This is a genomic window from Rhizobium sp. BK399, assembly GCF_014194695.1.
Taxonomy (GTDB): Bacteria; Pseudomonadota; Alphaproteobacteria; order Rhizobiales; family Rhizobiaceae; genus Rhizobium.
This window is the reverse complement of the sequence record NZ_JACIAH010000005.1, coordinates 74,180-91,712: the sequence shown is the minus strand read 5'-3', so window position 1 is coordinate 91,712 and position 17,533 is coordinate 74,180. Positions and strand designations below refer to the sequence as shown.

The window sequence follows — 17,533 nt, the reverse complement described above, 5'->3', positions numbered from 1 at the left end:
TGGTTGGTTTCTTGCGGGCCGAAAAGCGCTGAATTTCAGGGCGTCTCGCAGGTGCCGATCGTCCTGATCGGGACGCTACCCTGTTGAATTCGTAGCAAGTATTTTCCCACGCCGTTCAGCGCCTGGCAAGCGTTAGAAAACTGTCAATTCTCAAGAACTCTTGTCGCGCGACGTCATGGACGGCGTTAGATCGCCGATGAAGTCGCCGATTCCCGGACGCTTCAGCGCGTGGAAGGAAAGCGGACGGCAGAGATCCATCGCGGCGATCCCGATGCGGGCGGTCATAAGCCCGTTGATGACGCCTTCGCCGAGTCGCGCGGACAGTTTCGATGCCAGTCCGTGCCCAAGCACCTGCTGCACCAGACTATCGCCGACGGCGATCGAGCCGGTCACGGCAAGATGCGCCAGCACGTCCCGCATCAGTCGGATCATCCCCAGCGTCCCCGGTCGTCCACCATAGAGCTCCGCCATAGCTCGGACCAGCCGAGCGGCCTCATAAAGCACGTACAGCAGGTCGACGATCGCGCGCGGGCTGACGGCGGTGACGATAGAGACGCGCTTCGATGCGTTGACGATCAACGCGCGTGCCTGCCGATCGAGCGGCGCCAGAAGCTCCCGTTCGGCGAGAGCGATCAGCTGCGGTGCGTCGATAATATCGCCCTCTGCCGCCGTCAGTGTCGCTCTGCCCTTGGCAGTTTCAGGTTTGCTGGAAAGCAGGGTCTCGAGGCGCTTGACCAGTGCGCGTGCCTTCGCCGGCTTCGGCTCAACAATGGCGGCCTCGGCCTCCGTCTTGATTTCCTGCACGGCTGCTAACCGCATCAGGCCGGCTGTTTCACGGATAACGATGGCGATCACCGCCAAGAGGCCAATTCCGAGCGCAGCAAGCGCCGCATAGCCCAGCCAGTCGGCGCGACTGAAGAGATTGCGGATAAGGCTATCGGTCCAGAGGCCGAAAGCGAGCGAGAAAAGAATGCCGAACGCGGCAGCCGCGATTTTCCCAAACGACGCGCCGCGCCTGCGCGTGATTGCGACCGGAATTGGCGCGACATCCTTTTCGGGACTAAGGAATGGGTCATCCTCGTCGGCGGTCAGCACGACATCGTCGGTGAAGCTGCCGGGCCGCCGCGGGCGGTGTTTGGTCTCGATCGCTGGTCGAGCCGGTGTATCCTCTTCATAAGAAAAGGCGGCCGGCGCGCGAGGTGTGGGGCGTTCGGACGGTGGCTTGATCATGCGAGGCGATCTCCGAACAGAAATTGCATGGCACGGTCCAGGCGGATATGCGGAACCGAGAGCGTTATGCCGCCACCCGTTTCCTCAAGGTGGGGCGGACGGAAACGCACTACGCTCACATCGGGCAGGGAAACATCGCTGTCTCCCGATTCGATCCGCTCGAACAGGCTCTCGGGATCCGCGGGCAGGTCGCCGGGAAAGATCGCCGTCTTCTTTTGACCGTCAAAGCGCTCTCCGCCGATGGTTTCGCCCTCGATTGGTGTTCCAACGATGACCGGGAGGTCATGGCCGTCGCGTTTCACAGTGGCTTCGCGAGTGGCGCGGACCGATGCGAGCGCCATGACATCAATGCCCGCGCCGGCCATGCCAATCCGATGCACCGCGCGATCGACCAGGCGGCGGGTGAGGGCGTCAAGCCGATCATGGCTTTCGTGGTGCAGATGGTCGGCCTTCGTCGCCGCGACGAGAACGCGGTCGATCCGGCGGCCGAGCAATGAGGATAACCAGGAATTCGTGCCTGGGCGGAAGCAAGCCAGAACGTCCGTCAGGGCTCGTTCGAGGTCCTGTACCGCCTCCGGGCCACGGTTGATGGCCTGCAAGGCATCGACGAGCACGATCTGTCTATCGAGGCGGGCGAAGTGCTCGCGAAAAAAGGGCTTCACGACGACGGACTTATAGGCCTCATAGCGTCGCTCCATCATTGCCCAAATGGACCCCTTTTGGGGCTTAGCTTCCGGCGGAAGTGCGAGCGGTGCAAAGGTTAGGGCCGGCGAGCCATCGAGATCTCCCGGCAGCAGGAAGCGGCCCGGCGGAAGCGTCGAGAGCGAGCGTTCGTCGGCTTTGCAGGCCTTGAGATAATCAGAAAAGGCGGTGGCGAGGTCGCGCGCGCGCATCTCGTCGGCCGAAGCAGTGACGTCGGTGGCGTGAGTGAGCGCCAACCAAGCTTGCGAAAGCTCTGCGCGAATGCCGGCTTCCGCCAAGCCGATCGTCTCTTCGCTGAATGTCCGGTAGTCCTTTGCGAGCAGCGGCAGATCGAGGAGCCATTCGCCGGGATAGTCGACGATATCGATTGATAGTCTGCCTGGCGAGAACAGCCGGTTCCAGCCGCTTGCGCTCTGATAGTCCAACGTGATGCGCAGTTCGGAGATCGCCCGCGTCGAGTCCGGCCATACGCGATCCTTGACGAGGGAGCGAATGTGATCCTCGTACTGGAAGCGCGGCACTGCATCGTCCGGTTGCTGCTCAAGCCGCACCGCCGAAACACGACCGGACTGGACGGGTTCGAAGAGTGGCAGACGACCGCCGTGCAGAAGGTTGTGGACCAGAGATGAGATGAAGACCGTCTTGCCGGAACGCGACAAGCCGGTCACGCCGAGGCGCACGGTGGGATTGATCAGGCCCGACGCCCGGTCGGCAAAATTGTCCAGGGCAATGCGCGCGTCGTCGGAAAAGGAGGTCAGGCTGGGCGGCAAGGCGGAATTCCGGTGGATCGTGACAAGCCATATAGGGACCGCAGGTCGACGCGAAAAGACGTTCCGCGAAAAGACCTTAGTCGATCACAAAATCAACGAGACGCCAGCCTGGCAACCCGCCGTCATAGTCCAGAACCGCAAGGCCGGCCGTCGGAAAGCCGGTCGGCAGCGCCTGACAGAGCGCCTCGTGCCCAATCAACGCTTCGAGCGTCTGTTCCATCGTTGGGTTATGGCCGACAAGCATTACTGAATTGATGGTTTCTTGTGCGTCGATGATCTCAAGGTAGACCTCCGGCGAGGCATTGTAGAGGGCGTCGACAAACCGGAGGTCAAGCGTAGAGCCCATGGCCCGATGCACGGCATCAGCAGTGTCCCGGCAACGCGCAGCTGTGGAGCTCAGAAGCAGATCCGGCCTGTAGCCTTTGTCGGCAGCCTTGTCGGCGACGATCTCAGCGTCCGCATAGCCCTTGTCGTTCAGCGGGCGGTCGAAATCACGTTGTCCAGGTGCGGCCCAGGCAGCTTCGGCGTGCCGCAGCAGATAAATCCGGGAGGGCGGAGGCGTGATTGCAGCCATAGGAAAATCCACGTCGAAGGGACTTTTTCAGTAGCGGGTGAGCGGCCCGCGCGTCAACCGTGCCGGCAGGAGTCGCCGCTAAATCCAGGGTAGGAAAGTGTGGGGTTACCGGGAGCGAAACACGTGCTCGTCGGAATAGTGGTGAGAAAATAGTCTGTTAGCGTAAAAATATGACAGATTTAAAAAACTGTTTACCTAGCGTATTTGGCTTGAATCAACCGCAGTGCTCGCGATATACACCCGCCAGATGAGATGTTCTTCAGGAGAATCGCGTTGAGTGAGAAGATCGATCTTAGCAACTACGTACCCTCGGAAGAGGAAGAGTTCATGAACGGTAATCAGCGGGCTTATTTCAGAGCCAAGCTGGTGGCCTGGAAGAATGATATTCTCAGAGAGGCGCGCGAAACCCTCGACCACCTGGCAGAGGAAAGCGCAAACCATCCGGACCTTGCTGACAGGGCATCGTCTGAAACCGACCGGGCCATCGAACTTCGAGCCCGCGACCGCCAGAGAAAGCTGATTTCCAAGATCGACGCAGCACTGCAACGTATCGAAGACGGCACCTACGGCTATTGCGAGGAAACCGGCGAACCAATCGGCCTCAAGCGGCTTGACGCTCGACCGATTGCAACGCTCTCGATCGAAGCCCAGGAACGGCACGAGCGCCGGGAAAAGGTCTACCGGGACGAATAATCCCGAAATGCCGACAAGAAAAAGGGCACCACGGTTTCCGCGGTGCCCTTTTTTACTTGTGCGTCGATCGACTATTTGTCGCGATTGACGCTCATTTCACCGAAGATGCGTGCGACTTCGTTTTGAAGAGCAGCATCCGCACCGGTAATCGGGGCCATTTCAGGATCGCGGCGAGGTTGGTTGCCGGGTGCTGGACTTGGCCGCGGTGCAGGTGCCTGCGGTGCCGGTACGATGCGCTCGGCGGCAAGCGTGCTGGTCATTTCCTCCTCGAGAATGCGCTGAAAGTCGCTCGGCTGTACTGCTGGCGCCAGTGTTCCCACTTCAACGAACGCCGACGAGGGCTGCACGGGCGCAGGAGCGCTTCGGATGGGCGATGGGGTGATCTGCGGCTCGATGCGCTGTTGCGGCAGCACACGCTGGCGGGCCGAATCAAGGATATCAGCGGCGGCTGAAGCTTCGATCGGGGCAGGCGCCGGTCGTGGTTCCGGGCGTGGTTCGAACGAGGGTGCCTGACGTGGTTCGAACGACGGTGCTGGACGCGGGGCGCGCTCACGTTCGGCAGCAACTGGCGGCGGCGACGCGGACGAGGGGGCGCTCATCGGTTCAGGGCGCGCTTCAATCGGCGCACGCTCGACGGCGGGAGGTTCGGTCGGCGTGTGGCTAAGGACCGGCCGTGCATTCTGGACTTCGGCAGGCGCAATACGAGCGGGCGCTAGCGGTTCCGGTGCCATCTCGATCTGCGGGGGCGCTGGCGGTGCTGGAGCAGGAACGAGTGCAGATTGATTCGCTATCTCGGCCGATAGCGCCTTGTCTGCAGCCTCGCCAATGCGGCTCTCGATCACGATATCGGTCGGACCGCCGATCATGATCAAATGCTCGACGTCGTCACGGCGAACGAGGACGAGGCGCCTCCGCGCATCGACGGCGGCGGCATCGAGAACCTGCAGCCGTGGTTGGCGATTGCGACCACCACGGACGAAGGGCGAAGGCGCGCGGCTACGGACGATCAAGAGTACGACAATCAGCAGCAACAGAGCTAGGCCGACGCCGCCAGCGGCAAGAAGGAAGCGGCTTCCGTAAGCTCCCATGAGATCATCGAACATCTTGGTTTACTCCCTTCGCGGTTTTGCACCACATCGCGATATTACCACTTCGTAGACAAGTCGCGACGGCCTTGTCCAGTCATCCCAACCCGAAGTGGAATTCGAACATGTTTTCTTAACAACGCATTTTAATGGCGAAATTGGCGCTCTTCGCTGTGAATTCAATCAGTCTTCATGGAGACCAGTGTTTTTGCGGAGACCGCAAATTGGTAAGAAGAAAAGGCGCCTGATTCCTGCTTTGTCTCCCTGTTACGACCGAAGCCCGGCAGGCCATGCGAGGGAATAGATGACGAAACCGCGTCAGGCCGAAGACTTTAACGAACCGCTCTTGGACCGCGGGGGGCGCACGGGCACGGCTTTGCGGATCATTCTGCTTGCGCTTGTCTTGATTGGCGCAGCCGCCGGGTTCGTTGTCTTCAAACGCTCACTAGACAACGAGATGGTGCTCGGTGTTCTCGGCGTGCTGGCCATGGTCGGGATCTTCTTCCTCGTGTCCTCGGTGATCGGTTTCATCGAGGTCATGCCGCAGCGGCAGTCGGACAGCCTGGCGCGGGCCTTTTTGAACAGCCACCCCGACGGGTCGCTGATTACCGACGAGAAGGGCCGCATCGTCTATGCGAACGCGGCCTATGGTCAATTGACCGGCGCGCGCAAGTCGACGGAGGTTCAGACGCTTGAAGCGCTGCTGTCGCGACATCGGGAATCGAACGAGGCGCTTTATCGCCTCTCCAACGGACTGCGTGAGGGCCGCGAGGGCAGCGAGGAATTCCGCCTTTTGCGGTCGCTCGGCCCTGCCACAAGTGGCGCGGGAGCGCATTGGTACCGTCTGAAAGCGCGGAGCCTGCGGAGCGAGGAGATAGGACGCAAACCGCTTCATATCTGGCAGATCAGCGACATTACATCAGAGCGCGACGATCAGGAGCGGTTCTTCAAGGAATTGCAGAATGCCATCGACTATCTCGACCATGCGCCGGCTGGGTTCTTTTCGGCAGGGCGCAAGGGCGAGATTTTCTACCTCAACGCGACGCTTGCCGAGTGGCTCGGCATCGATCTCACGAAATTCGTGCCCGGTTCGGTAACGATTGGCGACTTTGTTGCGGGCGAGGGGCTTGCGCTGATCCAGTCGGTGCAGGCGGATCCCGGCCTGAAGAAGACGGTGACGCTCGATCTCGACCTAAAGAAGATGAACGGTCAGAGCCTGCCTGCACAGATCGTTCACAGCGTCACGTCGATGCGTGACGGCGCGCCCGGAGAAAGCCGGACGATTGTGCTGACCCGCCAGAAGAGCGGAGAAAGCGACCAATCCGCCTCGGCCGCGGCGATGCGGTTTACGCGTTTCTTCAACAACACGCCGATGGCGATCGCCTCGGTGGACGGCGAAGGCCGCATCCTGCGCACCAACGCGCCCTTCCTGAAGCTGTTTTCCGGAATCGTCTCGCGCAATGACGTTGAGAACGGTGCCTTGCTTGAGGTCATTGTGCAGGACAGCGACAAGGCAAGGCTGCAAGACGCGCTTGCGGCGGCCAAGGACCGGCAGGGCGATATCCCGCCGATCGATTCGCGCACGCCGACGGATGAAGCCCGCCACTTCCGCTTCTACGTCAATGCGGTGATCGACCAGAGCGACGAGGCGCCGGAGGAGGCCGCGATCGTCTATGCCGTCGAGGTGACCGAGCAGAAGGCGCTCGAGGCGCAGATGGCCCAGACGCAGAAGATGAATGCGGTTGGCACGCTGGCAGGTGGGATCGCGCACGACTTCAACAACGTTCTGACGGCGATCCTGCTGTCCTCAGACCATCTGCTGCTGCAGGCACGGCCTGCCGATCCAGGCTTTGCGGACCTGATGGAAATCAAGCGCAACGCCAATCGTGCCGCCGTGCTCGTGCGGCAACTGCTGGCGTTCTCGCGCAAGCAGACGATGCGACCGACCGTGCTCAATCTGACCGATGTGGTGGGCGACCTCAGGATGCTTGTCGATCGCCTGCTGTCGGGTACGAATGTGAAGCTCGACGTTGAGTATGGTCGTGATCTCTGGCCAGTGAAGACGGACCTTTCGCAATTCGAGCAGGTGCTGATCAACCTCTGCGTCAACGCGCGCGATGCCATGCCGCAAGGCGGCAAGCTGACGCTTCGCACGAAGAACGTGACGGCGGAAGAGGTGGCCGCGTTCAACTATTCCTACATGCCGCATGAGGACATGGTCCTTGTCGAGGTCTCGGACAACGGGACGGGCATCGCGCCTGAGATCATGGACAAGATTTTCGAGCCCTTCTTCACGACGAAGGAAGTGGGCAAGGGAACGGGGCTTGGCCTCGCGATGGTTTATGGCATCGTCAAGCAATCGGGCGGGTTCATCCAGCCCGAGTCCGAAGTTGGCAAGGGGACCACGTTCCGGGTGTTCCTGCCGCGCCATATCGTAGAGCCGGCGGTTGCAGCAGAGGTGGACGCCGTGACGCCAGCGGCTGGTACACCGATCGAAGCCGTGCCGGCAGCTGTGGAGCAACCTGAGGATTTGACCGGATCCGCTGTCATCTTGTTGGTCGAGGATGAGGAAGCGGTACGTCGGGGTGGCAAGCGCATGCTCGAGACCCGCGGCTATACGGTTTACGAGGCGGGATCCGGCGTCGAGGCGCTGGATATCATGGACGAACTCGAAGGTAAGGTTGACATCGTCGTTTCGGATGTCGTGATGCCAGAGATGGATGGTCCATCGCTACTGCGCGAACTGCGCAAGAATTATCCGGACCTGAAGTTCATTTTCGTTTCGGGTTATGCCGAGGATGCGTTTGCGCGCAACCTGCCGCCGGATTCGAAGTTCGGCTTCCTGCCGAAGCCTTTCTCCCTCAAGCAGCTTGCCGTCGTCGTCAAGGAGACGCTTGACAGCTAAAGGGGCGCCAAAGCGCCCCTCCTTCAACCAATCAGCCGGCTAGTGCGACGGCAATTTCTGCCGCCAGTCGCGCATTGTTTTCCACCAGCGCGATGTTGGTCTTCAGACTCTGGCCATCGGTCAGATCGAAGATCGTGCTGAGCAGGTAAGGCGTCACTTCCTTGCCGCTGATTTCGTCGCGCTCGGCGCTGTCGAGCGCGCGCTCGATGTAGATTTCCATTTCCTCCCGCGGGATCTCGTCTGCCTCCGGCACCGGGTTGGCAATCAGCATGCCACCGTCAATTCCGAGCTGCTCGCGCACCGCCTGGAAATTGGCGATGGCTGCCGGGCTGTTGAGCGTCAGCGGACTGCGCAATCCAGAAGCACGCGACCAGAAGGCCGGGAATTCCTCGCTTTCATAGGTGACGACAGGCACGCCAGCGGTTTCGAGCACTTCCAGAGTTTTCGGAATGTCGAGGATTGCCTTGGCGCCGGCGCAAACGACGATGACGCCGGTGCGGCCGAGTTCTTCGAGGTCAGCGGAGATGTCGAAGCTTTCTTCCGCCCCGCGGTGGACGCCGCCGATCCCTCCTGTGGCGAAAACCTTGATGCCAGCGCGTTCCGCGGCGATCATCGTGGCTGCAACAGTCGTCGCACCGTGACGGCGCTCGGCAATCGCGAAGGCAAGATCGGCGCGCGAAACCTTGAGGACGTCCTTCGCCTGCGCCAGTTGCTCCAACTGATCGGACTCAAGGCCGATATGCAGCGTGCCGTGGATGACTGCGATGGTAGCCGGAACCGCACCCTGTTCGCGTATGAGCGCCTCGACGCTGCGGGCCATCTCGATATTGCCAGGGTAGGGCATGCCATGGGTGATGATGGTCGATTCGAGAGCCACGATCGGCGCGCCGCGCTGCTTGGCGCTTGCGACTTCCTTGGAGTAGGCGATCGGCAGGAGGGGGGAGATCGGTTTCGTCATTGTCTCTTCCATTTCGTCTGTATTGGCTTCAATGCAAAATTCTCGCCGACGGAACAAGGGCAAGTGTCTCCCTCACCAAATCCGGAGAAAGATTTTCATTGACCGCATGTGGGGATTGCACCGTCAGGGCTGCCGCGGCCGCACCCTCGCGCACGGCATCGGCCAAGGGCATTCCGCGCATAAGCCCTGATATGACGCCTGCTGCAAGCGAGTCGCCGGCGCCGGTGACATCGGCGACGCCCTCGAGATTTACGGGCTGCAGGGCAACAACGCGGCGGCCTGCAAACGCGATCAGCTCGCGTTGGCCGCGCGTGACGACGCCGCCGCGCAGACCGATGTCACTCAGCAGTGACGGCCAGTGGGCCGGGTCGTTTGGCCGTTCGCCGGTGAGCGCGGCGGCCTCGGCTTCATTGAGGAATAGATAGTCGATTCCGTGGATGCATGGTTTCAGCTTAACGGCCTTCGCCGGCGAGATCGCGATCGCGCCAACCGGCTTGCTAAGAGCCTTGGCGCGCTCGACGATCGATGCCAGCGTTTCTGCCGGCAGGTTGGCATCAAAGAGGATGAAATCAGTCGCGGCAAAGGTCTCGCGGACAGCGCGGATCGACAACCGGCGCGGCACGAACATGCGATAGAGATCCATATCGGCAAGCGCAATCACCAGGTTTCCGTCGTTCTCGATGATTGCAGTGTAGCTCGGCGTCTTCCGGTCGAGAAAAACAAAGGGGCGGTCGTGAACGCCCGCAAAATCGGCTGCCTCGCTCACCATCTCACCGATCGGATCGCCGCCGCGGGGCGAAATCATGGTCACCTCGAACCCCAATCGCGCCAGATTGCGTGCGGCATTGAAGCCGCCGCCGCCCGGCTCCTCGAACCATGAGCCCGGATTGCTGGCACCGGCCACGGTGTCGCCGGAAATGCGTCCGCGCCTGTCGATATGAGCTCCGCCAAGGACCAGAATCTTCTGTTTCATCTCATCGTCCCGCAAGGTCGGAAGATGCGAATCGTCCCGCTGCCGCTACCCGGCTGGCCGGCAGCGCCCTATCTCTAAGCTGTTGCTTTCCATCACTAAAACAAATGCAGAACACAGGCCGTTTTACCTTTTTCTTTCAGTCATTTGAAGGCGGCTTGCGCAATGAGAACAAATGCGGTACAAAATCCGCATTGGCGGCGACATTGCTTGAGCGGCTTCAATAACCTAAAGGTGGATCGAATGTCACAGAATACATTGCGGCTTGTAGAGGACAAATCGGTGGACAAAAGCAAGGCACTTGAAGCGGCACTCTCACAGATCGAGCGGTCGTTCGGCAAGGGCTCAATCATGAAGCTCGGCTCGAACGAGAATGTCGTCGAGATCGAAACGGTTTCGACGGGTTCTCTCGGGTTGGATATCGCGCTCGGCATCGGCGGCCTTCCGAAGGGTCGTATCATTGAAATTTACGGACCCGAGAGTTCGGGTAAGACGACGCTGGCGCTGCAGACGATTGCGGAATCGCAGAAGAAGGGCGGCATCTGCGCCTTTGTCGATGCAGAGCACGCTCTTGATCCGGTCTACGCCCGCAAGCTCGGCGTCGATCTGCAGAACCTCCTTATTTCGCAGCCGGATACGGGCGAACAGGCGCTCGAGATCACCGACACTCTGGTCCGCTCTGGTGCCGTCGACGTTCTCGTCGTCGACTCCGTCGCCGCGCTGACGCCGCGGGCGGAAATCGAAGGCGAGATGGGCGATAATCTGCCGGGCCTCCAGGCTCGTCTGATGAGCCAGGCACTGCGCAAGCTGACGGCTTCGATCTCGAAGTCGAACACCATGGTTATCTTTATCAACCAGATCCGCATGAAGATCGGCGTCATGTTCGGCTCGCCGGAAACGACGACTGGCGGTAACGCGCTGAAGTTCTATGCGTCCGTTCGCCTCGACATCCGCCGCATTGGCGCGGTCAAGGAGCGCGAAGAGGTGATTGGCAACCAGACCCGCGTCAAGGTCGTCAAGAACAAGATGGCGCCTCCCTTCAAGCAGGTCGAATTCGACATCATGTATGGTGAGGGTGTTTCGAAGACCGGCGAGCTCGTAGACCTCGGTGTCAAGGCGGGTATCGTCGAGAAGTCGGGCGCCTGGTTCTCCTACAATAGTCAGCGTCTCGGCCAGGGCCGCGAAAATGCGAAGCTCTTCCTGCGCGACAATCCGGATCTCCTGCGCGAGATCGAGACCGCGCTTCGTCAGAATGCCGGTTTGATTGCCGACCGCTTCCTGCAGAATGGTGGGCCTGATGCAAATGACGGTGACGAGGCTGCAGACGGCTAATTCTGCTTGACGGTTGCCAGAAGTTCAAAACCGGCCGCATTCCTCGATGAGAATGCGGCCGGTTTTGTTTGTCTGCTGGACAGTGGTTAAGGCGAGCGATAAAAGCCACTGGATTTAAGTTTTGACCTGCCTCCCGGCAGCATTGAAGGGCATAGCATGAGCGGTGTGAATGATATCCGGTCGACCTTCCTCGACTACTTCAAGAAGAACGGCCACGAAATCGTTCCGTCGAGCCCATTGGTGCCGCGAAACGATCCGACGCTGATGTTCACCAATGCCGGCATGGTGCAGTTCAAGAACGTTTTTACCGGCTTGGAGCAGCGGCCGTACAAAACCGCCTCGACTGCGCAAAAGTGCGTCCGCGCCGGCGGCAAGCATAACGACCTTGATAACGTCGGCTACACTGCACGCCATCACACCTTCTTCGAGATGCTTGGGAACTTCTCCTTCGGCGATTACTTCAAGGAGCGGGCAATCGAACTTGCCTGGAACCTGATCACCAAGGAATTCGCCATCGACGCCAAGCGCCTGCTGGTGACCGTCTATCACACCGACGACGAAGCCTTTAATCTCTGGAAGAAGATCGCCGGCCTGTCCGACGACAAGATCATCCGCATCCCGACCAGCGACAATTTCTGGGCGATGGGCGATACCGGCCCGTGCGGGCCATGCTCAGAAATCTTCTATGACCACGGCGATCATATCTGGGGCGGTCCTCCCGGCTCGCCGGAGGAAGATGGTGACCGCTTCATCGAGATCTGGAACCTCGTTTTCATGCAGTACGAGCAGGTCACCAAGGAAGAGCGCGTCGACCTGCCGCGTCCGTCGATCGACACCGGGATGGGTCTCGAGCGCGTTGCGGCTGTCCTGCAGGGCAAGCACGACAACTACGATATCGATCTTTTCCGCGCCCTGATCGAGGCCTCGGAAGAGGCAACCGGCGTCAAGGCCGAAGGTGAGCAGCGCGCCAGCCACCGGGTCATAGCCGACCATCTGCGCTCGTCGGCCTTCCTGATCGCGGACGGCGTTCTGCCGTCGGCCGAAGGCCGCGGTTACGTTCTGCGTCGCATCATGCGCCGCGCCATGCGTCATGCCGAACTGCTCGGCGCCCGCGAGCCGCTGATGTGGAAACTCCTGCCAGCGCTGATCCAGCAGATGGGCCGTGCCTATCCGGAGCTGGTGCGCGCCGAAGCGCTGATCACCGAGACGCTGAAGCTTGAGGAAACCAAGTTCCGCACGACGCTGAAGCGCGGCCTGTCGCTGCTCTCCGACGCGACGACAACGCTCGGCAAGGGCGACATGTTGGACGGCGATACCGCCTTCAAGCTCTACGACACATATGGCTTCCCGCTCGACCTGACGCAGGACGCGCTGCGCGCCCGCGAAATCAGCGTCGATCTCGCCGGCTTCACCGATGCGATGGAGCGGCAGAAGGCGGAGGCCCGTTCGCACTGGGCCGGCTCCGGCGACAAGGCCACGGAAACCATCTGGTTCGAGCTGCGCGACAAGCACGGCGCAACCGAATTCCTCGGCTATGACACCGAGACGGCCGAAGGCGTGGTACAGGCGATCGTCAAGGACGGTGTTACCGTCGACGCGGCCGCCAAGGGCGACAAGGTGCAGATCGTCGTCAACCAGACGCCGTTCTACGGTGAATCCGGTGGCCAGATTGGCGATACTGGGATCATCTCCTCCGACACCGCGAAGATCGAAATCTCTGACACGCAGAAGCGCGGCGAGGGGCTTTTCGTCCACACCGGTACCGTGGTCGAGGGCAGCGTCAAGGCCGGCGACGCGGTTGCCATGACCGTCGATCACGCCCGTCGTTCGCGCATCCGCGCCAACCACTCGGCGACCCACCTGCTGCATGAAGCGCTGCGCGAGGTTCTCGGCACGCACGTGGCGCAGAAGGGCTCGCTGGTTGCGCCGGAGCGCCTGCGTTTCGACGTCTCGCATCCGAAGCCGATGACGGCGGAAGAGCTGAAGCGCGTCGAGGATATGGCCAACGAGATCATCCTGCAGAATTCGCCTGTCACGACGCGCCTGATGAGCGTCGACGACGCGATCGCTGAAGGTGCGATGGCGCTGTTCGGCGAGAAGTACGGCGAGGAAGTGCGCGTGGTCTCGATGGGCCGCGGGCTGCATGGCGCCAAGGCGGGCAAGGCCTACTCGGTCGAGCTCTGCGGCGGTACGCATGTGTCGGCGACCGGTGACATCGGCCTCGTGCGCATTCTCGGCGACAGCGCGGTGAGCTCCGGCGTGCGCCGCCTCGAAGCGGTGACCGGCGAGCCGGCGCGTGCCTATCTTGCCGAGCAGGACGAGCGCGTGAAGGCGCTTGCCGGCGCGCTCAAGGTCCAGCCGGGCGAGGTGCTGTCGCGCGTCGAGGCGCTGATGGACGAGCGCCGCAAGCTCGAAAAGGAATTGGCGGACGCCAAGCGCAAGCTCGCTATGGGCGGCGGGCAGGGCGGCGCCGATGATGCTGTGCGCGAAGTCGGCGGCGTGAAATTCCTCGGCAAGGCGATCTCGGGCGTGGATCCGAAGGATCTCAAGGGTCTCGCCGACGACGGCAAGGCAAGTCTCGGCTCCGGCGTCGTTGCTCTGATCGGCGTATCCGACGATGGCAAGGCAAGCGCCGTTGTCGCCGTCACTCCTGACCTGACTGGCCGTTTCAGCGCTGTCGATCTCGTCCGCGTCGCGTCGGCGGCATTGGGCGGAAAGGGCGGCGGCGGTCGTCCCGACATGGCCCAGGCCGGTGGTCCCGACGGTGCGAAGGCCGATGAGGCGATCGAAGCCGTGGCGCTCGCGCTGGCAAGCTGAGCGTACTGAACTACATCGATTTTTAGAAAGGCGGGGTGATCCCGCCTTTTTCTTTGCGTAGTCGTCGAAGTCCGCAGGATTTGTCAAATCACGCTATGGTTCTGTTGGCCGATCGGTTTGCAAGAGGTTCTGACATGAATGGCGCAACGGCATGGACGCTCTATGAAGCTCGGCTTCGCCGGGTATCCGCCCATATCCACAATCACCTCGACGAGGATCTGGATATGGACAAGCTTGCAGAGATCGCCTGCATGTCGAGCTATCACTGGCATCGGGTCTACCGAGCCATTCATGGTGAGACACTTGCCGCGACCGTAAAGCGGTTGCGGCTGCATCGTGCTGCGGGCGATATCGTCGGTACGCATCTTTCAGTTGGGGAAATTGCAAAGCGATCAGGCTATCCCAACCTCCAGTCATTCAACCGCATTTTCAAGTCGGTCTACGGCATGCCGCCGGCGCAATACCGGAAGAAGGGTAGTCACACAGCGTTTGAACCTTCACCTAACGGAAAGATCACAGCGATGTTTGATGTTACCATACGCAAGATTGAGCCAATTCAATTGATTGGCGTACCGCACCTCGGCTCCTACATGCAGATCGGCCAGGCCTTCGAGACACTGTTCGGCACCCTGCATGTCCGCGGATTTGCCAAGCCAACGATGCGGATGATCGGTGTGTACTTCGACGATCCCGACATCGTGCCCGCCGACAAGCTGCGCTCCATCGCGTGTGTGAGCACTGACGGTGATGTTGCCATTGCGCCGCCGCTGCAGGCCCAGATGCTTGATGGCGGCGAGTATGCCGTCCTGCGTCACAAGGGGCCTTATGCCGACATGCACAAGGCCTACCAGTGGCTCTATGCGGAGTGGTTGCCTGTTTCCGGCCGGCAGTTGCGCGACAGTCTCATGTTCGAGGAATACCTGAACAACCCTCGCGATGTACCGCCGACCGAGCTTCTGACCGACATCTACATGCCGCTTGGCTAGCCTATTCGGCTGCCTTCATGGAAGCGTCGTCTATTTCGGACGCCCGCTTGAAGCCGGGACGTTCCATCAGGCGGCCGAAGTAATCGACGAAAGCCTGGCGCTTCTCGATCGTGCCGAAGCTCATGCCCCAGCCGATATGCGAGCCGACATAGACGTCGGCCGCAGTGAAGCGATTGCCTGCTATGTAGGTCGAGGCACCGACGGCCTTCTCCAACGTGTTCATGACATCCGAGAAGCTGCCGTAACCCGCCATGCGGCTCTTGTCGGTGGGCGTATCGAAGCCCAGCGCCTTGTTGGTCGCTGCGGCTTCGAGCGGCCCGGCTGCAAAGAACATCCAGCGATAGTAGTTGCCGCGCTCATCCGGTTTCGGGGCAAGCTCCGCGTCCGGGAAGGTGTCGGCGAGATAGGCGCAGATCGCGGCGCATTCGGTGACAACGGTCTTGCCGTGGCGGATCGCGGGCACTTTTCCCATCGGGTTGATGGCGAGATATTCCGGCGACTTCATTCCGCCGTCGAAACCGATGATCTTGGCCTCATAGGGAGCGCCGGTCTCCTCCAGTATCCAGCGGGCGATCCGGCCGCGCGACATGGGGTTCGTGTAGAGTATCAGTTCCTCAGCCATTCATTCCTCCTCCTGTTCGGTTTCGTCGTTACCCCTCGACGGACCTATTCACTGCCGGGAAATAGGACAGCACCGGTTGAAGCAAAGTCCGCGTGTTCGATCAAAGCGCCTTGCGATACTGGATGAAGCCTGAGCGCGCAGCGATCCGGTCGTACAGCTTTCGGGCGGTGGCGTTGGTTTCGTGGGTCATCCAGTAGAGCCGTCCGGCGCCATTTTCCCGCGCAAGGTCGGCGACCGCATCGATCAGGGCAGCACCGGTGCCCAGCCCGCGTTGGTTGCCTTCCACGTAGAGGTCCTGAAGATAGCACGTCCATTTCGGCAACCAGGTCGAGCGATGGAAGATGGCATGGACGATGCCGACAAGTTTTCCCTCGGGATCGAATGCGCCGAGCGCATGCATGCCCTCGGCGGGGTCGTGGAACCGGCTCCATGTCAGGTCGGTCGTCTCGTCGGGAATGACGACTTCATAGAAGCGCTGGTAGGCAAGCCACAGCGGTTCCCATGCCGCGCGCTCGGAAGGCTGAAGTGGTCTGATAGTCGCGGTCATTCCAGTTGTTCCCTGATTGTCTAGTCCTGAAACGAAAACGGCGGGGAAATCCCCGCCGTCCATTCTGATATTTGCGTCTGGCTTATGCCATCGCCTTCTGCAGGTTTTCGTCGATCTTGTCGAGGAAGGCGGTGGTGGAGAGCCACGGCTGATCGGGACCGATGAGCAGCGCCAGGTCCTTGGTCATGAAGCCGGCTTCGACGGTGTCGACGCAGACCTTTTCGAGCGTCGCTGCAAACTTCGCGAGTTCGGCGTTGTCGTCCAGCTTGGCGCGATGCGCGAGGCCGCGGGTCCAGGCGAAGATCGAGGCGATCGAGTTCGTCGAGGTTTCCTGGCCCTTCTGATGCTGGCGGTAGTGACGCGTAACCGTGCCGTGCGCAGCTTCAGCTTCGACGGTCTTGCCATCGGGCGTGAGCAGGACGGAGGTCATCAGGCCGAGTGAGCCGAAGCCCTGGGCAACCGTGTCGGACTGGACGTCGCCGTCGTAGTTCTTGCAGGCCCAGACGTAGCCACCAGACCACTTCAGAGCCGAAGCAACCATGTCGTCGATCAGGCGGTGCTCGTAGGTGATGCCGATTTCGTCGAACTTCGCCTTGAATTCGGTCTGGTAGACTTCTTCGAAGATGTCCTTGAAGCGGCCGTCATAGGCCTTGAGAATGGTGTTCTTGGTCGACAGGTAGACCGGCCATTTGCGCATCAGGCCGTACATCATCGAGGCACGGGCGAATTCGCGGATCGACTCGTCGAGGTTGTACATGGCCATCGCCACGCCGGCGCCGGGAGCGTCGAAGACTTCCTTTTCGATGACCTGGCCGTCTTCACCGACGAACTTGATGGTTAGCTTGCCCTTGCCCGGGAACTTGAAGTCGGTGGCGCGGTACTGGTCGCCGAAGGCGTGACGGCCGACAACGATCGGCTTGGTCCAGCCGGGAACGAGGCGTGGAACGTTCTGGCAGATGATCGGCTCGCGGAAGATAACGCCGCCGAGGATGTTGCGGATCGTGCCGTTCGGGCTCTTCCACATCTGCTTGAGGTTGAATTCCTTGACGCGGTCTTCGTCAGGCGTGATCGTCGCGCACTTGATGCCGACGCCGTGCTTCTTGATGGCGTTGGCGGCGTCGATCGTCACCTGGTCGTTGGTGGCGTCGCGGTTTTCGACGGAGAGGTCGAAATAGTCGATTTCGAGGTCGAGATACGGATGGATCAGCTTATCCTTGATGAGCTGCCAAATGATGCGAGTCATTTCATCGCCGTCGAGATCGGCGACGGGATTGGCGACCTTGATCTTCTTCATGTATCTGCCTCGTTTAAGCTTGGAGGGACGGGCGTCCCGGGTGGGTGA

General features: G+C 60.8%; 14 protein-coding genes. 5 read left to right on the top strand and 9 right to left on the bottom strand.

What is annotated here, in order from left to right:
- Positions 1–150: 150 nt before the first annotated feature.
- The 3 genes from FHT97_RS12975 to FHT97_RS12965 all read right to left on the bottom strand — a co-directional run bounded on the left by FHT97_RS12975 (position 151) and on the right by FHT97_RS12965 (position 3,276).
- Positions 151–1,230: a TIGR01620 family protein gene (locus FHT97_RS12975; protein ID WP_183862656.1), complete on the bottom strand. Its 1,080-nt coding sequence runs from the start codon at positions 1,228–1,230 to the stop codon at positions 151–153.
- A complete protein-coding gene (locus tag FHT97_RS12970) occupies positions 1,227–2,702 on the bottom strand; it encodes a YcjX family protein (RefSeq protein WP_183862654.1) in 1,476 nt (491 codons plus the stop codon). Before FHT97_RS12970 ends, FHT97_RS12975 begins: the two co-directional genes overlap by 4 nt.
- A gap of 76 nt (positions 2,703–2,778) precedes the next feature.
- Entirely contained in the window at positions 2,779–3,276 is a 498-nt protein-coding gene (locus FHT97_RS12965) for a histidine phosphatase family protein (RefSeq protein WP_183862652.1), read from the bottom strand.
- Between the two features lie 273 nt (positions 3,277–3,549).
- On the opposite strand from FHT97_RS12965, the gene dksA reads away from it, so the two are divergent.
- Positions 3,550–3,969 (top strand): RNA polymerase-binding protein DksA, encoded by a 420-nt coding sequence (gene dksA / locus FHT97_RS12960; RefSeq protein WP_007532954.1) that lies wholly within the window; start codon positions 3,550–3,552, stop codon positions 3,967–3,969.
- A gap of 71 nt (positions 3,970–4,040) precedes the next feature.
- On the opposite strand, the gene FHT97_RS12955 is transcribed toward dksA, so the two are convergent.
- Positions 4,041–5,072 (bottom strand): flagellar biosynthetic protein FliO, encoded by a 1,032-nt coding sequence (locus FHT97_RS12955; RefSeq protein ID WP_183862650.1) that lies wholly within the window; start codon positions 5,070–5,072, stop codon positions 4,041–4,043.
- A 286-nt stretch (positions 5,073–5,358) separates the two neighbouring features.
- Here FHT97_RS12955 and FHT97_RS12950 point away from each other — a divergent pair, with 286 nt between their 5' ends.
- Complete coding sequence (locus FHT97_RS12950; RefSeq protein WP_183862648.1) at positions 5,359–7,959, top strand: PAS domain-containing sensor histidine kinase; 2,601 nt, start codon at positions 5,359–5,361, stop codon at positions 7,957–7,959.
- 31 nt (positions 7,960–7,990) lie between these two features.
- Here FHT97_RS12950 and FHT97_RS12945 read toward each other — a convergent pair whose 3' ends face one another.
- The gene (locus tag FHT97_RS12945) at positions 7,991–8,917 is read right to left on the bottom strand and encodes a pseudouridine-5'-phosphate glycosidase (RefSeq protein WP_114712814.1); all 927 of its coding nucleotides are present in this window, start codon (positions 8,915–8,917) and stop codon (positions 7,991–7,993) included.
- 28 nt (positions 8,918–8,945) lie between these two features.
- Positions 8,946–9,890 (bottom strand): carbohydrate kinase family protein, encoded by a 945-nt coding sequence (locus FHT97_RS12940; protein WP_183862646.1) that lies wholly within the window; start codon positions 9,888–9,890, stop codon positions 8,946–8,948.
- 240 nt (positions 9,891–10,130) lie between these two features.
- On the opposite strand from FHT97_RS12940, the gene recA reads away from it, so the two are divergent.
- From recA to FHT97_RS12925, 3 genes are all read left to right on the top strand, one after another.
- Complete coding sequence (gene recA / locus FHT97_RS12935) at positions 10,131–11,219, top strand: recombinase RecA (protein WP_016554154.1); 1,089 nt, start codon at positions 10,131–10,133, stop codon at positions 11,217–11,219.
- A 156-nt stretch (positions 11,220–11,375) separates the two neighbouring features.
- Positions 11,376–14,036 (top strand): alanine--tRNA ligase, encoded by a 2,661-nt coding sequence (alaS, locus tag FHT97_RS12930; protein ID WP_183862644.1) that lies wholly within the window; start codon positions 11,376–11,378, stop codon positions 14,034–14,036.
- A 134-nt stretch (positions 14,037–14,170) separates the two neighbouring features.
- Complete coding sequence (locus FHT97_RS12925) at positions 14,171–15,022, top strand: AraC family transcriptional regulator (RefSeq protein WP_183862642.1); 852 nt, start codon at positions 14,171–14,173, stop codon at positions 15,020–15,022.
- A gap of 1 nt (position 15,023) precedes the next feature.
- Here the strand turns inward: FHT97_RS12925 and FHT97_RS12920 are convergent, their stop codons facing one another.
- The 3 genes from FHT97_RS12920 to FHT97_RS12910 form a co-directional block, all read right to left on the bottom strand.
- The gene (locus tag FHT97_RS12920; RefSeq protein WP_183862640.1) at positions 15,024–15,644 is read right to left on the bottom strand and encodes a glutathione S-transferase family protein; all 621 of its coding nucleotides are present in this window, start codon (positions 15,642–15,644) and stop codon (positions 15,024–15,026) included.
- 100 nt (positions 15,645–15,744) lie between these two features.
- The gene (locus tag FHT97_RS12915; protein WP_183862638.1) at positions 15,745–16,191 is read right to left on the bottom strand and encodes a GNAT family N-acetyltransferase; all 447 of its coding nucleotides are present in this window, start codon (positions 16,189–16,191) and stop codon (positions 15,745–15,747) included.
- An 82-nt stretch (positions 16,192–16,273) separates the two neighbouring features.
- On the bottom strand, positions 16,274–17,485 hold the full coding sequence (locus tag FHT97_RS12910) for an NADP-dependent isocitrate dehydrogenase (protein WP_113365402.1): 1,212 nt from the start codon (positions 17,483–17,485) through the stop codon (positions 16,274–16,276).
- Positions 17,486–17,533 lie beyond the last annotated feature (48 nt).